This window comes from Sphingobacterium sp. UGAL515B_05 (assembly GCF_033097525.1).
GTDB lineage: Bacteria > Bacteroidota > Bacteroidia > Sphingobacteriales > Sphingobacteriaceae > Sphingobacterium.
In genome coordinates this window covers 3,596,815-3,611,581 of sequence record NZ_CP109907.1, presented here as the reverse complement: position 1 = coordinate 3,611,581, position 14,767 = coordinate 3,596,815, and the positions used below count along the sequence as shown (strand labels likewise).

General features: G+C 36.1%; 15 protein-coding genes. 4 read left to right on the top strand and 11 right to left on the bottom strand.

The genetic code is table 11. The features are described 5' to 3' along the window. Positions 1-816: 816 nt before the first annotated feature. The 7 genes from OK025_RS14790 to OK025_RS14760 form a co-directional block, all read right to left on the bottom strand. Positions 817-1,743 (bottom strand): TIGR01777 family oxidoreductase, encoded by a 927-nt coding sequence (locus tag OK025_RS14790; RefSeq protein ID WP_317664838.1) that lies wholly within the window; start codon positions 1,741-1,743, stop codon positions 817-819. 55 nt (positions 1,744-1,798) lie between these two features. After that, a complete protein-coding gene (locus OK025_RS14785) occupies positions 1,799-2,635 on the bottom strand; it encodes a phytoene/squalene synthase family protein (RefSeq protein ID WP_075993670.1) in 837 nt (278 codons plus the stop codon). A 44-nt stretch (positions 2,636-2,679) separates the two neighbouring features. Next, positions 2,680-3,096, bottom strand: coding sequence for a hydroxyisourate hydrolase (uraH, locus tag OK025_RS14780; RefSeq protein ID WP_317664836.1), 417 nt, complete (start codon positions 3,094-3,096; stop codon positions 2,680-2,682). A 260-nt stretch (positions 3,097-3,356) separates the two neighbouring features. Beyond that, positions 3,357-4,157 (bottom strand): DUF4249 domain-containing protein, encoded by an 801-nt coding sequence (locus OK025_RS14775; RefSeq protein WP_317664835.1) that lies wholly within the window; start codon positions 4,155-4,157, stop codon positions 3,357-3,359. 4 nt (positions 4,158-4,161) lie between these two features. Beyond that, positions 4,162-6,486 (bottom strand): TonB-dependent receptor, encoded by a 2,325-nt coding sequence (locus OK025_RS14770; RefSeq protein ID WP_317664833.1) that lies wholly within the window; start codon positions 6,484-6,486, stop codon positions 4,162-4,164. Positions 6,487-6,717: 231 nt separating this feature from the next. After that, positions 6,718-7,368: a MarR family winged helix-turn-helix transcriptional regulator gene (locus OK025_RS14765; protein ID WP_075993673.1), complete on the bottom strand. Its 651-nt coding sequence runs from the start codon at positions 7,366-7,368 to the stop codon at positions 6,718-6,720. A 162-nt stretch (positions 7,369-7,530) separates the two neighbouring features. Next, on the bottom strand, positions 7,531-7,845 hold the full coding sequence (locus OK025_RS14760) for a hypothetical protein (protein ID WP_120336459.1): 315 nt from the start codon (positions 7,843-7,845) through the stop codon (positions 7,531-7,533). Between the two features lie 840 nt (positions 7,846-8,685). Here OK025_RS14760 and OK025_RS14755 point away from each other — a divergent pair. Continuing rightward, positions 8,686-9,039 carry a hypothetical protein gene (locus tag OK025_RS14755; protein WP_317664832.1) on the top strand — a complete coding sequence of 118 codons (354 nt, stop codon included), beginning with the start codon at positions 8,686-8,688 and terminating at the stop codon, positions 9,037-9,039. A 248-nt stretch (positions 9,040-9,287) separates the two neighbouring features. On the opposite strand, the gene OK025_RS14750 is transcribed toward OK025_RS14755, so the two are convergent. Genes OK025_RS14750 through OK025_RS14740 form a run of 3 tightly spaced genes read right to left on the bottom strand, consistent with a single transcriptional unit; the run spans position 9,288 to position 10,605 of the window. After that, positions 9,288-9,716: a hypothetical protein gene (locus OK025_RS14750; RefSeq protein WP_317664830.1), complete on the bottom strand. Its 429-nt coding sequence runs from the start codon at positions 9,714-9,716 to the stop codon at positions 9,288-9,290. Between the two features lie 32 nt (positions 9,717-9,748). Then, a complete protein-coding gene (locus OK025_RS14745; protein ID WP_317664828.1) occupies positions 9,749-9,961 on the bottom strand; it encodes a hypothetical protein in 213 nt (70 codons plus the stop codon). Further along, positions 9,958-10,605, bottom strand: a complete 648-nt coding sequence (locus OK025_RS14740; RefSeq protein WP_317664826.1) for an Imm19 family immunity protein — start codon at positions 10,603-10,605, stop codon at positions 9,958-9,960. Before OK025_RS14740 ends, OK025_RS14745 begins: the two co-directional genes overlap by 4 nt. 393 nt (positions 10,606-10,998) lie before the next feature. Between OK025_RS14740 and OK025_RS14735 the strand changes: the two genes are divergently transcribed. Beyond that, positions 10,999-11,460, top strand: a complete 462-nt coding sequence (locus OK025_RS14735) for a VOC family protein (protein WP_317664825.1) — start codon at positions 10,999-11,001, stop codon at positions 11,458-11,460. Between the two features lie 151 nt (positions 11,461-11,611). Here the strand turns inward: OK025_RS14735 and OK025_RS14730 are convergent, their stop codons facing one another. After that, entirely contained in the window at positions 11,612-13,054 is a 1,443-nt protein-coding gene (locus OK025_RS14730; protein ID WP_317664823.1) for a serine hydrolase domain-containing protein, read from the bottom strand. A gap of 131 nt (positions 13,055-13,185) precedes the next feature. Here OK025_RS14730 and OK025_RS14725 point away from each other — a divergent pair, with 131 nt between their 5' ends. Together OK025_RS14725 and OK025_RS14720 are read left to right on the top strand one after the other, a co-directional pair. Further along, positions 13,186-13,800: a Crp/Fnr family transcriptional regulator gene (locus OK025_RS14725; protein ID WP_317664822.1), complete on the top strand. Its 615-nt coding sequence runs from the start codon at positions 13,186-13,188 to the stop codon at positions 13,798-13,800. Positions 13,801-13,838: 38 nt separating this feature from the next. Beyond that, complete coding sequence (locus OK025_RS14720; protein WP_317664820.1) at positions 13,839-14,732, top strand: cyclase family protein; 894 nt, start codon at positions 13,839-13,841, stop codon at positions 14,730-14,732. Positions 14,733-14,767 lie beyond the last annotated feature (35 nt).

Here is a 14,767-nt window from a genome sequence, read left to right as displayed (position 1 = left end):
TAAAATCAACTATCTATTGGCAGCATACATTCAATGATGTTTTCTTATTACATCAAAGTGGTGTCGATAATGATAAAACGGGCAATATTAACATTGCTCGTTTTATTTTTTCCATCCATCCAATCCGTTTACAATAAGTAATTTGTTCATTAAACTTAGTATACTTTATTTTTCTCCAGCCAAAATAACGCTTTTTAATTTTGATTGGAATACCAATATATGTTTTGAAGGCTGTTTTTAGATGTTTTCGAAAAGTGAAATTCTGTTTGTGCCGTTTTCAGAAATTTCTTCAGATTACTGCCCTTAATGTCATCATATTTGTTTTTATATTCGACATCGTTTAAATAAATATCTTTCCCAACTGTCAAACAGAACCTGAAATATATCTTTGAGGTTTTTAAGGTAGCTGATTCGGTTTCATAATTGTAAGCATAAAATCCATAAATATTATTTTTTAAGAACCTCTTCTGAGCTCCATTTCCTTTTTGTACATACATAAAATCTCCATCAAACCAAATTGTCATACGCACGGAGAGCGCTTTTAAAATAATATAACATGTACCAAAGTAGATGAGCATGAAAAACATCATGAGCGAAAGATGGAATATTGCCTTAAAAAAAATATAGTATAAAATACTATAGCATATCAAGCAGGGAATAATAATGAAAAGGCTCCAACTTGTGGGATAAGGTATAACCCGGTTGAACGTAAATAAATTATTTTTAGCCATCATTAAAGATACAATATATTTTTTTCCATTTATCTGCATCTAGAAGCAACCTATTTTTCAGGAAAAATAAACATCATAATAATCACTAGCTTTTAATAACTGACTTACTGGAATTCTCCAGCGATCTTGCAATGGTATCATAATTAAATTTAAATCCCTTATTTCTAATTTTTTCGGCACTTATACGAGAACCATTTAATAGCATAGCAGCCATATCACCATACAATAGTTTAATAACGAAACCAGGTATATTTGGCAAAACGCTACTCCTACCAAATGACCTAAGCAATACATACGCAAAATCGTTCATTGTGATATGTTGAGGAGCAACGGCATTATACACACCCCGAATATCCGTCCGATCAAGAATAAATTCGTACATGCGCACGACATCATGTATGTCTATCCATGGGATATATTGCTTTCCATCACCTAAAGAAACATTGATACCAAGTTTTGCCAAAGGAGCAAGCTTGGCGTACATCCCGCCATTTCTACCTAAAATAATACCTTTTCGTAAAATAACGGTTTTGACACCCAAGCTTTCAAACTGCCATGCGGCCTTTTCCCATACCTCACAAGTATGAGCCAAAAAGTCATTTCCACTAATAGAATCTTCAGAAAGGATGGTATCTGAAGTATATGCTCCATAATAACCTACTGCAGATGATGAAATGATTTTATCAATATTAAGCTCGTGGCGTTTGACGTATTCAAATAGTAAATTCAATGATAATACACGACTTTCGATAAGCTCAAGGCGACGTGAGGAAGTCCATCGACCTGCACTTATATTTTCACCAGTGAGGTTAATAATGGTATCGACTCCATCGAAGGCATTGATATCTATGAAGCTTTTTTTCAGATCCCACTCAAAATATTTTACGCCACTTGCAGATTGGTCTTTAAGTGTCCGCGTAAGGAGGTGTAACTCATAACCAATTTTCTTAAGGTGTACAGCAAGATACCCACCTACAAAACCAGTCCCCCCGGCAATTAAAATCTTTTTCATATATAAGCTTTCTTAATCTTTTCTACAACATCGTGAAGCGGAATGCTGCGCTGTTTTATAAATAAGCAATTTTGTAACGCAAATAGCTCTTTAGGGCAACAAGCGCTTTATGGGTGTTCGGTATGCGAATCCTATGTTCTAAAATTTCTTTTGAAGATTTTTTACGGATCTTCGCGAAAAGTGAAAGGTAATATTTGTAGGCAAGATAAACCCCAAACTTTGCTGAAGCTGGGAGTTTTTTGATTCCCAAAAGCGCCTCCTTAAATTCTGTATGAATTTCATTTTCGATCTGACTTTTGACCGTATTATCAAAGACTGTCATATCCAGATTGGGGAAGTAGGTTCTTCCAAGCGTATGGTAATCCTGTTTGAGATCCCGTAAAAAATTTATTTTCTGAAACGCTGATCCCAATTTCATTGCAAAAGGCTTGAGCTCCTCGTACAGCTTTCGATCTCCCTCTGTAAATACTTGTAAGCACATAAGTCCTACCACCTCTGCTGAACCATAAATATATTCCTTATAACTTTCGGAATTGTAGTCAACCTTATTCAGATCCATCTCCATGCTATGAAGAAACTGGCTGATCAGCTCGACGTCGATCTTATACCTGTGCACAGTTTCTTGGAAGGACTGCAAAATTGGATTTAAAGAAATCCTTTCTTCTAAAGCACAGTTGGTATCTAGATACAATTGTCCCAAAAGACGCTTTCTATCATATCCATGGAAGCTATCAACAATTTCATCAGCAAGTCGCACATAGCCATAAATTGCATAGATACTATTACGAATACAGGGTTTTAGCGCCAAAATACCGAGCGAAAAACTTGTGCTATATTTTTCGGTCGTTCTTTTGCTTACTTCATATGCTAGTTCATCAAATAGTCTCTTCATAGGCCTATAGATTATCTTCCGATTCTACGTTTATTTCATTTTACTTAGCTCCCTCTGTATGTTGCATATCCGAATGGGCTAACAGTGATCGGAACATGATAATGCTTATCGTCTTTGATTTCAAAAACGACTTCGATAAATGGGTAAAATGTTTCGATTTTTTGATTAAGAAAATAGCTTTCCGTATAAAACTTGAGTTTATATACTCCTTTATTGTCTACTTTACCAGTTTCCAGGAAAGTACCGATGCGACCACTGTTATCCGTTTTTTCACTTGCCACAGTAACCCATTGCTTGTTTGGCATCAATTTCTCCAAATCAACTTTAACATCCGGAGCAGGATATCCCTTTGAAATATCCAGAATGTGACTTGATAATTGATATTTACTTTTCTGGCTATATGCCGTCAATCCAAACAGCATACATAACAACATGATCATGTACTTTTTTTTACTCATCATCGCTATATTCATCTTTGTTTCGTTATATAATTCATTTAATTATGATCAGCTTTTTTCAATTTTTTCTGCTTTATTCATTAGCTTGATCACTGGCAACACTATAATTTTCTCCTCAAATTAGTTTTTCAAATGCACACTTATGATGGTCTAAAAGATAAAAAAGTATATATTTATACCATTAATATCCTAAATTTGTTTTTAATACACCTGATTTTTAGTATAAAATTAAACCAAATAATATATATATATCCAAGTCCGTCTCATTCTAATTTCTCCATATATTCCTGCGTTTTAAACAAATATGTCCCTGAAGATGCTACTGAAAAATAGCCTAAGGCCCCATTAGATATATTTGAGCTTGGATTTCCGGGCGCTGCCCCACCGGGATTTGCTGCCTGAAACTCATTCCAGAATTTATAAACGCTGGCATCAACGCAATACCGAATTACCTTAACTTCGTCATTCAACTCCAAATCTATTGTACGGTCAGAGATTTTATGGGTAACATATTTTCCATCGTTGAACTTATCGTTATATGTTGAAGAAAACCGCGTAGGAGAATTGTTGATAGCGATTTCGTACAGATAATAATTGTCTGTTTGAGCCGGATCATAAAATTTAAAGGTTGGATAGTATCGTTCTTTTGTGAAGATCTTTTCTTTTGTGACACCCAAAGAATCAATAGCTACATAGGGAGGCATAGTAACCGAAGACCGATAATATTCTCCTTCTAATTCTATTTCAAGGCTATATTTTATTCCTGGACGCACGTGGAAGTTTTGGGCACGATAATAACCATCACGCTCATAAACAAAAGTTATTTCCTCATTCACAGAAGACCGCACCAGCACCGATGCACCGGAAATGGGGTCGCCCTTTCTATCTGTACCGAAAGCGACTGTTTTAGTAACCCTAATAAGCTGATCTACATTTAAATCATTTAAATTGGCTTCAATCACAATGCGCGCTTCGCTATTTTCCAGGTCTAGATCGATCACCTTTTCACAGGCGGAAAATAAAACAGTCAGAAGCGCCAATATTGTAAGTAGGTTTCTTTTCATAATATTAAAACTTAAAATTCCAGGTAACGGATGGTATAATACCAAATAATGCAATCTGATAGGCTTCTGTTATATTGGGATTATTTTCATTCTCCCTAAAATCCACAATATAGGCATTGCGTCGGTTGTAGGCATTATTTAGTCCAAATGTCCAGCTGGAGGTAAAACGTTTGTTTGATTTTTGAGGTTCATACGTTGCAGACAGATCCAAACGATGGTAAATTGGGGACCTATGGCTATTTCGCTGGGTATAATAAAATAATGTGGTATTGTTTAAGTCATATTTCCCTGCTGGATAAGTAACTGCATGACCACTGTTGAAAATAAAATTTGTACCCAAAGACCATTTATCCGATAACTTATACATGGTCACCAAGGAAAGATCATGGGTACGATCCTGCCGGGCATTAAACCAGGCTCCTTGGTTAATTCCATTAAACTTTCGCTCACTCTTGGACAAAGTGTAACCTATCCATCCACTTAGTTTACCGCTATTTTTCCGTAGCAATAATTCAAGACCATATGCACGGCCCTTACCAAAAAGAAGTTCACCTTCAAGGAATTCGTTAGCCTGGAGATCAGCACCGGTCCGAAAGTCGATCTGATTGGCCATGGCCTTATAATAGGACTCCACTGAAAATTCATAAGCGCTACCGTTGAAATTTCGAAAGTATCCGAAAGCAATCTGATCAGCGAGCTGCGGTTTGATATTCAAGCTGCTCAGCACATACTGATCTGTAGGAAGTGCCGAAGTGGAATTGGTTAATTGATGCAGATTCTGCGCCATCCGATTATAGGAAAGTTTGATACTGCTCAGGGAGTTTAAAAGTAGGCTTGCAGATAGCCTAGGTTCCAGATTGATGTAATGCTTCGCCACCGTTCCTTTTCCAAAATACTGTTCGCCAGTAACATCTCTATCGTCATCAAAACGATAGAAAGTACCTGGCCCCATCACCATAAAATCTGACAATCGGAAACCATACAGTAAGGAAAGGCGATCGTTGGCTTTCCATTCATGAGAAAAATAAGCGCTTAAATCCCAGCCTTTACGCTTTTCAATACGAATCGAATTGACATTGGCATCTTCGTTAGCATCTAAACTGGCAGGTCGGATATTTTGGTTCAGCGCATTTGCGCCAAAGCGGATTGTGGACCTATTGGATGGGTAAAAAGAAAAATCCTGTTTGAGATTCCAATTCCCAATTTTGGAAGCGATATCAAAGTCACCGCTATTACCATTGACGCCAACATTGTAATTAAAATCACTGTAAATTAAGGAGGTATTACTAAACAAGCGATCATTGAAAATATGATTCCACCGCACAGTAGCTGTTGTATTTCCCCAGTTAAAACCAAATTTATCTGAAAAACCCAGTTCATCCTTTCCAAAGTAACCCGAAAGGAAGACTTTATTTCGTTCGTCAATCTTATAGTTTAGTTTAGCATTTAAATCATAAAAATATAATTTACTCTGCTTCACATCCTGATCATTTGAAAGTTTGAGAAAAAGGTCCGCATATGTACGCCGGCCACTGAGCATGAATGAACCGCGATCATCAGGCAAAGGTGCCGATACCTTTAGGCGCGATGCAATAAGACCAACACCGCCTTCAGCAGAAAACTCTTTCTGATTTCCATCCACCATCGTAATATCCAAAACGGAGGATATTCGTCCGCCATATTGGCTTGGTATCCCACCTTTGTACAGCTGCACGTCTTTAACCGCATCAGAATTGAAGGTGGAAAAAAAACCTAAAAGATGAGCGGCATTATAAACAATTGCTTCATCCAACAAAATCAGATTCTGATCTCCCCCTCCACCACGAACAAAAAAATTTGTGCTTCCCTCGCCTCCACTCTGAACACCGGGCAGCAGCTGTATCGTCTTGAGCAGATCTTTCTCGCCAAATAGTACAGGTACGTTTTTTATCTCTTCCACACTAAATTTGAATGATCCCATCTGTGGACTACGCACATTTTTATTGCGTTGAACGCCCGATACAACAACCTCTTGCAATGCATTCTGGTTAGGTATGAGTTCGATATCATTCTTCATTGATTCATTTAAGGAGATTGTTTTTGTCTGAGTTTCGTACCCCACATAACTGAAAGTCACAATCCGCTCTCCTGCTTCGAGTACTAGGGAATAGAACCCATAATTGTTTGTTGACGTTGCTCGCTCTGTATCCTTTTCTGAAACAACTGCGCCGATTAGAGTCTCACCTGTATTTGCATCTTTCACAATGCCGGAGAGTACTTTCTTTTGGGCTAAACCAGAAAAAGCACTTAGCATAATGAGTGTCGTTAAAATGAAATTTTTGTCAAACATACGGCTACCTTTAAGAATTCAAAATCAAATATAGTTTATTTAAACTCTAATTTAGTATTAAATAACACTACTTTTTTAAAAAATAATAAAGACATGACCGAATTGTAGTACAAAAACGACGAAATATTTTCTATGCACGCTATTTCATATCAAAATCATACAATTGATATTCAGCATTATAGATAAATGAATAAAGAATAATTTTTAAAATAGAGATAGGTTAAACTTATCTCAATCCTTTTTGAGATATTGTTCAAGATGGGTCACATCTTTCATATCAATCAGGGTATGGTGATGGTGATCGAGCTTAGCAAGTAATATTATTAATAAATCGCGTTCTTCGTTTGAAAGGTTGCCGATCAGGATATTACCTACCGTTTTCATGTTAGGCAGCACCTTAAACAGTTCAGCACGGCCAGCATTGGAAATACAGATTGGTTTGGCTCTTTTATCGGAGACTTTGGGTGCTTCTTCGATTAAACCAAGTCGCATTAATCGACGGATGACTTCTGTACCAGAAGCTTTTTCGACAGCATTTTTCCTAATCAGTTCTGTCTGAAGTAGCTTATCATAAGAGAACAACACCATTAGAAAGGTAAAATCTTCCGGAGTCTGCAGATGGGTTCCTTCGAATGCTAACTTTATGTAATGTTTCGCATAACGATTCATCATCAAAAGAAGTTTACCCAAATCTTCTGCCGGGACATCTCTTTCTGTGACAATAGCATGCTCTCCCCCAACTTTACGTGTCTGGGTCATCCCAATTGAATTTTTGAGATACATGTATTTTAAAAAATCAGTGAGCGTACCATTCACCGATTCATTGGTACAGTAATCCTCTAGCTCTTCAGCTATTTCGATCAAAAGATCTTTTCTTATCATCACAACTTTCTCTGCTATACAAATGAAAGATTTTTATTGCGAAAAAAAAAGTAAAAGGTTTTTGTATCAGTTTCTATTTGAACGACTGATTATTAAAATTGATCACTTTGATCTTATAAACAGCCTAAAATTTTGAAGGCGTTTCTATATATATCATTATTGTTACTTATCATCCACTTTCTTTTCGCCAATCACTACATCACCGAGAATGGATCTTAAATACCCTTCAAAAGCTATACTCAATCCTTCAATAATAATTTTATCGTGTGAATTGATATCGCCAATTATTTTCTTATCATCATAAGCATCACCAACAATTGCCAAAACACAACGCCCGCTGTGTTTTGAAAAAAGCCCAACTCCTATTATTTCTTCACCAAATTTCACAAACCAGGTTTCTTCCTTATGGTCTTCCGTCGTATTTGGTATGTGTATAGCCTGCTGCAGGTCTTCACACTTTATGATATCAAAATTCATTTGCTTTTTTTATGTTCCATTTATTGGACAGCGTCCAATAGCATATTGTTTTTAGAAATAATGCCTGAAAAAAGAAAGGTTATATAAGCGGTATTCGGGAGTTACCGAAAAATCGGTGATCAGTTTACAATCCAAAAGATTTGTGTATCTGCGCAAAGATACATTTTGTCTTTGTACCATAAAATGATGCCCATGATGTCGTTGAAACAAAAACTTGGTTGACTGTAAAAATATTATCTTCCATTTTTTCCTGTACATAAAAAACAACTTCATCTGGATAGAAATAGTTAGTATTCCCGCTCTTGCAATCCTCTTTTTATTCCTTTTCTAATATGGAAATTTACAAGATATTTAATAACTGTTTTCTATTCCTTTTTATACGGAGCGATGGCCTACTATATTGGGATGTAGCTCCAAGATGACGGCATTTCAGCACTGGTTATAAACTATGCGGAAATAGAATATGCTATTTACCTAATGCCAAAAGACGAGAACGAGCTACGAAAAACATATGCTATCGATAAACAAAAGCAGCTGTATATTCAGGGGCTAAGACAACTTGTAGCTGATGATACAGCGAATAATAACGGGATTGAACCTCAGTGGAAATTAAGTCAAATCAAACGGCCTAACAAAGTAATAGATAGCATACATCAGCTCATTACGGATAATTTCTCTCTCAGGAGGGCGCAATATTTTCAAAGCAATTATTATGAATATTACTAAACGACAGATAACTGTCGCCTCTTAACTATCGGATAGATTTTGTCAATGGAAATAAACTAATTAAAATAGAACTGAATCGAGATGGATCATTTAGAACCTATACCATTATGAACATTGGTAGCTAACATCAAACAGGAAATTAGCTATGGTCAAGGGAAACTGCAAACCCGTTATGGCACGAAACAGTTTAGCCCGGGCACCAAAGTGTATATTATCGATTGGTATGCTGGGATGTGCCAAGCTATCACCGTAATCGGCTTGTCCAGAGATACAAAAAGATTAATAACCACTGTTATACGGGCCGAATGGATCGAAAACTTCCGTGTCAGTTTATGCTACAATCCTAAAGTATGCTCAAAAATAAAAACCTACTTTGATAAAGAGGAAACTGGAATGCAGCGGTATACAGAAAAATTTGTAAATGATATGTTTATCGGTATACCTCAATGGAATGAACAGCTCAGTTAGTTGACGATGGAGCAAAAAGGTAGACAATGACGAAATAGATATTTCGGACATTGAGACCATACGGTTTCGAAGCAGATTTAGATATTTTTGATGAAATGTTAAATGATAGTGAAAACTACGCAAATGAATAGCTCCCAAATATGAATAATATCCATATTATTACTAAAGTCGTTTTGTTTATCATTTAAATAAATTCAACCAAGCGCCCTAGTTTAATTAGGGCGCTTTATTGTTTTAGAAAAGCTATTCTATAACTCAACTTCTAATGCCTTTGCAAATACTTTTAATTCTAACCCGCTATAAAAACTGATATAGTACAACGATCTCCCTGAACCATCAAACTCAGCCAGCTTATCACCATTTTCAAACCGACCTCGATACAACAAGTCTATAGTCCTAAATTTATCAGAAACATCTTCGTCAAAAACAAATAGGCAAGTATCTATAACAGCATCGATAAACACTACATCAACTTGATTATAGTTAACATCAGTTTCTAGAGTGACACGTTTAAAAGTAAGGCGAAATTCGTTATATGTTCGGTTGTATACCAATCTAATGCACTCATAGTCGTTATGTAGATCAAGATGAGCATCATCCAAATCTAGCGTTATATTATTTTTAAATAATTCAGCTTGTGTTAAACTAATCTTTCCCTTTATTATTTTGCTAGCCATTTACTTAATTAAAAAGGATAATGAAACCTATCTTAACTCCAATCCCAAAGATACAAATTAGGTTTTCCATCATAGTGATCTCTGATACGTTTCGCTACATACATCGCATTCCAAGTCGCCAATCTTTCAAGCCCAAAACAGTCAATTTTAGAAACTTGAATTCTTTTACCATCATAATTGATCCAACATAAATCATCTTTGCCTATTTCCTGCACGAAAAAAGGAGTTGCAATTTTGAATCTCACAATTTTTTCAAGACTTTATTTAATTCAATTACGTTTTCTCGATATCTTGGATATTTTCGAATATTTCGAACACTATGATTTTGATTATTTACGGTACCCACTTCATCGATTTCAAAAAAGAGCTCGTCAATTAAAAGTCCGTTTAATATACAACTAGAAATATATTCTGCATTTTGTTCAAACTTTGGTATTGTTTTTAAATGGTCATGTATAATCTGCTTCGCATTGTCTCTTTGATGTTGTTCAATTGCTGTCATTGGTAACATAAGCAGAAATAAATGTTCAAACTGCTGAAATGATAAAAGTTCATCCCAAGTTAGAAACCATGCTTCAAAATGTCCTCCCAAATTTCCAAAGTAAATGTCGTTAAGAAAAAATACAATTTCATGATCTTGAAATTCAATTAAGAAAGTTATATCTTCCACTAAATTTCCTCCGATAAATTTTAAAGATTCTCCACTTTTATCTATCGAAAAAAATTGTTCTTCCCATTCAGCTAATTTTTCTTTGTCAATTCCGATAACTTCTAGTGCTTCGTCAATATTGATCTCGTTGATGTCATCGTACCCATTGAACCATTTAATATACGTATACCAAAAGAACGCATTGTCTTCTAAGTTGTTTAGTGTAATTTGTCTATTCATATTTAGCTACTGCTATTTAAAATTGGTCCGACAAGCCAATTTATTATACTACCTCCCCTTCAGCTAATATAGTGGAAATATCTTTTGGTTAAACCACCATAAATTTTATTATTTTATCCATCAAACTTGAGGTACTTCTCGCAGTTGGATCCCGGGCGAAAAATCCGCTTTCAAAATATCTTGTTCGAAAAATTATCCTGCCTATCAGACTATCAACGCGATGCAATGCGTTAGGTATGCAGTTCTATTTCTTACCCTATGCCAAGTCGATCGAAGAACAAATCTGTTAGATTTGTAAGACTGCAAATGATCAAAATCCAGATATAATGGAATAGCGGATTATCAAATGTAGTCTATACTGATAAAGAAAAAAATAATTAAAAATATAAAGCTATGCAAAAGATTATTCCAAACCTTTGGTTTGACAGTAATGCACAGGAAGCCGCGGAATACTACCTTTCGGTTTTCAAAAATGGAAAAATAATCAATATTACGTATTACCCCAATTCGGAAGCCGAAGGCCTAGCTGATTTCCAGAAAGATTTCGCTGGGAAAGTGCTTACCGTTGAGTTTGAGATTCTGGGAATGCGTTTCATCGGGATCAATGCCGGACCGATATTCAAATTTAACGAGGCTATTTCGCTGATGATCCCCTGCAAAGATCAGACTGAAATAGACTACTATTGGGAAGCACTTACATCGGATGGAGGACAGGAGAGCGTTTGCGGGTGGCTGAAAGACAAATTCGGATTAAGCTGGCAGGTTTGCCCTGAAAATTGGGCGGAACTCAACAAAAGACCGGGCGCATTCAAAAAAATGATGGGCATGAAAAAGATCATTATTGCCGATTTCTAAAACTAGGTAACGACAAAGTCCATATTCAAACACTGGTGTAAACTCGAAAAAATAAATGTGCCGGCAACGCAGCAATGGCCGCTAGGTTTCAATCATAGACCGAGGCCTTCTTAAAAATTTGAAAATGCGTCTCTGATTATTGCGCAAGCCGTTATCTTTCAAAGGGAGATTGGTCTAGGTGATTTTCAAATATCGAAAATCCGATAGCGGTGACATCCAATGCAGCATTGGACAGAATAACAATTGCTTTTTGAGATTTATCATCAAATGCCACAAAAGACCTAAATCCACCTGTACCTCCAGAATGATGAAATATCGCCTTACTCCCAGCTTTTTTAACACGCCACCCTAATGCCATCACCTGATCTTTATCCGCAAAAGTCAGCTGATGAGTTAAATGAATAGCCTTTGTCAGTTTATTTTTGAAGCCTAACTGTGCCTTCATAAAAATAATCATGTCGTCCAATGTAGATCTTATGGCACCAGATCCCGCCAAAGATTCCAAGTGCCAATACGACGTTGGCCTTCCTTTTTCATCGTATCCTTGTACCACGTCGGTATCCCCTAGCGATGTATTTTTCATTCCCAAGGGCAAACAAATATTATCAATGACCAATTGTCCAAAACTTTTGTTACTATGACGTTCTAATGCTACACCTAAAACCCCAGCGCCTAAATTTGAATAAGAAAATCTGGCTCCGGTCTGAGACGAAACATGATAATTTTTAAGGAAATGAAAGAGTGAATCAACCTTATAATGACTATAAGGATCTGCCGGAACGGCATTAGTCGTAAAAATATTATCTGGGAGCCGAGGAAATCCAGCGGTATGATTTGATAATTGCACAAGTGTGATGGGATGACCATGCCATGCTAAACGAGGAATGGAATCGGGCAGGTATTTACTGATCGGATCCTCTAATTGCATATTGCCATCAACGACTTCTTTTGCCAATAAAAGTGAGGTGAAAATTTTTGTAACTGACCCAATCTCAAAAATACTTTTGGAAGCATCTGGAAGTTGTTTACTTGTCTTAGCAATAGCTCCATAACTATATTTTCTTTGTCGCTTTCCATCAATTACCGCTAACATAATACCTGTGGCAGCACCCTTTTGAATATAAGGCCTGACGATTTTTTCCACCAGCAAATCTATGGAGTCTTTTAACGGATTATTACTTTCTGCTTTGAAATTCTTATCTTCTATGAAAAATGGCAGTTCCTTAAAATTCATCCTTAGAACCTGTTTCTCATTATCAAGCAGCACAGAAAATAATTGTTCGGAGTTTTCAAATTGAATGGTATAATTATACCCGTTTTTAGTAGAATCAATAAGAGAAAAATATTGCATCATGCCCACATTTGCCACAAACTTCCGCATTCCCAACGAAAACTTTTCTTTTGAAATTTTAGATTGATAAGTGGCGGACGATTGCCCGTAAATCACGTCTGATTTTTTTTCATTAAAAAGTCTTTGAAACTCCTCCATAAAATAATTGTAATCGGCACGAGTAGTCTGGGCAGGTAAGTACCGTACCGAGAACAGCAATAAAACCAGGAGACTGTAAAATCTATAATTTGGTTTAATTTTCATTTTTGTGTATTTCGGGTATGTTTAACAAATTTAATATATCCAATTGAAGAATCTTTACTATTTTCATTAATAAGATTTTATCTACATTGTCAAGAATATGCACCAATTATTGAATTTTTAAAATATAAAATTTGGAAGATAATCGATTACATCATTTAATTAAAATTATTAGGCAGTTGTTCCCTTTGAATGATAAGGAGGTTCTACTCTTGACGGATAGTATCAGCATTTTTTCCGCAGAAAAGGAAAATAACCTGATCAGACCGCTGCATGTTGCCGATCGGCTTTTTTTCCTAGAAAAGGGAACTGTTAGAAGTTTTTATCAGAAAGATTATAAAGAAATCAATACCGAATTCTTTTTTGAAAATGATTTTTTTACTGCGTTTACAAGTTTTCTTACCCAGGAAAAAACGAACTTGCATTTTCAATGCATTGAACATTGTGATTTAATAAGCATACCAAAGGATCTCATAGATAAATTGCTCCGGAAGGATACCAAATGGAATATTTTATTGAATAATATTTTAGCCAATGAATATATCAAAAAATGCCGCAGGGAAAGTTCCTTTCTGCTTTTGGATGCCAATGAACGATATCACTATTTTCTAAAACAATTCCCTGATGCAGATAATCGGATACCGCTTTTCCATATTGCTTCATACCTTGGGATGAGTCCTGAAACACTCAGTAGGATCAGGAGTAAAAAAATCAACCAAATTGATCTAAATCAAGTAAACAATATTTAGATTTCCACACTTTTGTCATAGTAAAATTGAAATCATTTATGGAAAAAAGAGTAAAATTTGACTTCGAGATATTCTTTACGAACGGCGGTAGTATCAAAGGGGAAGATTTCAGATTAGATATATCTGGAGACGATATCATTGACAGTGCCCTGGCGGACTACATCGTTGAAGATATGCAGTTGCTCATGGTAGGAAAAGTTAATATCCTTAACAAAGAAATCCTCATTGAGCCCCATAAACGTAAACCAATTGATGAAAGTGTGGCGGAAGATTTCTTAATAGATTTAAGTCATACAATAGAGGATGGCCTGATTACTTACAAGGGGCTACCCGCACCGATTATTTGCGACTATCTCTCCAGGGAACAATCAAAACAGAACTATGATAGCGATACATCTTTTCAGATTGGAAAAATAGAGATGGTCACTAACACCGGAACTTATATCGATTGTCCATTTCATAGATTTGCGGATGGCAAAGACACAGCTCAAACAGTATTAAAAGATTTTGCGCAGCTGGATGCTGTGATGATCCATATACCATTTACAGAAACCCTGAAAATTACAGAAGCTCATCTTAAAAATAGAGAAATCAGGAATAAGGCTGTATTAATACAGACCGGCTGGGATAAACATTGGAATACGGAGCTATATTATCAAAACCATCCGTTTCTTACCGAACAGGCGGCAATGTATCTCCGGGACTGTAAAGTTAAACTTGTAGGTATTGATTCCCATAATATAGATGACACGGATGGCAGAACAAGACCTGTCCATACGGTGCTATTGGGTGCCGGGATTTTAATCGTTGAACATCTCTGCAATTTGAATAAATTACCTGCTGAGAATTTTACGTTTACAGCCGCTCCACCAAAATTTAAAGGTGTGGGGACTTTTCCGGTCAGGGCATTTGCTTCTATTGAAAAGAAATAATTAAATTCAAATACGAAATCACCTTTAACAAGAAA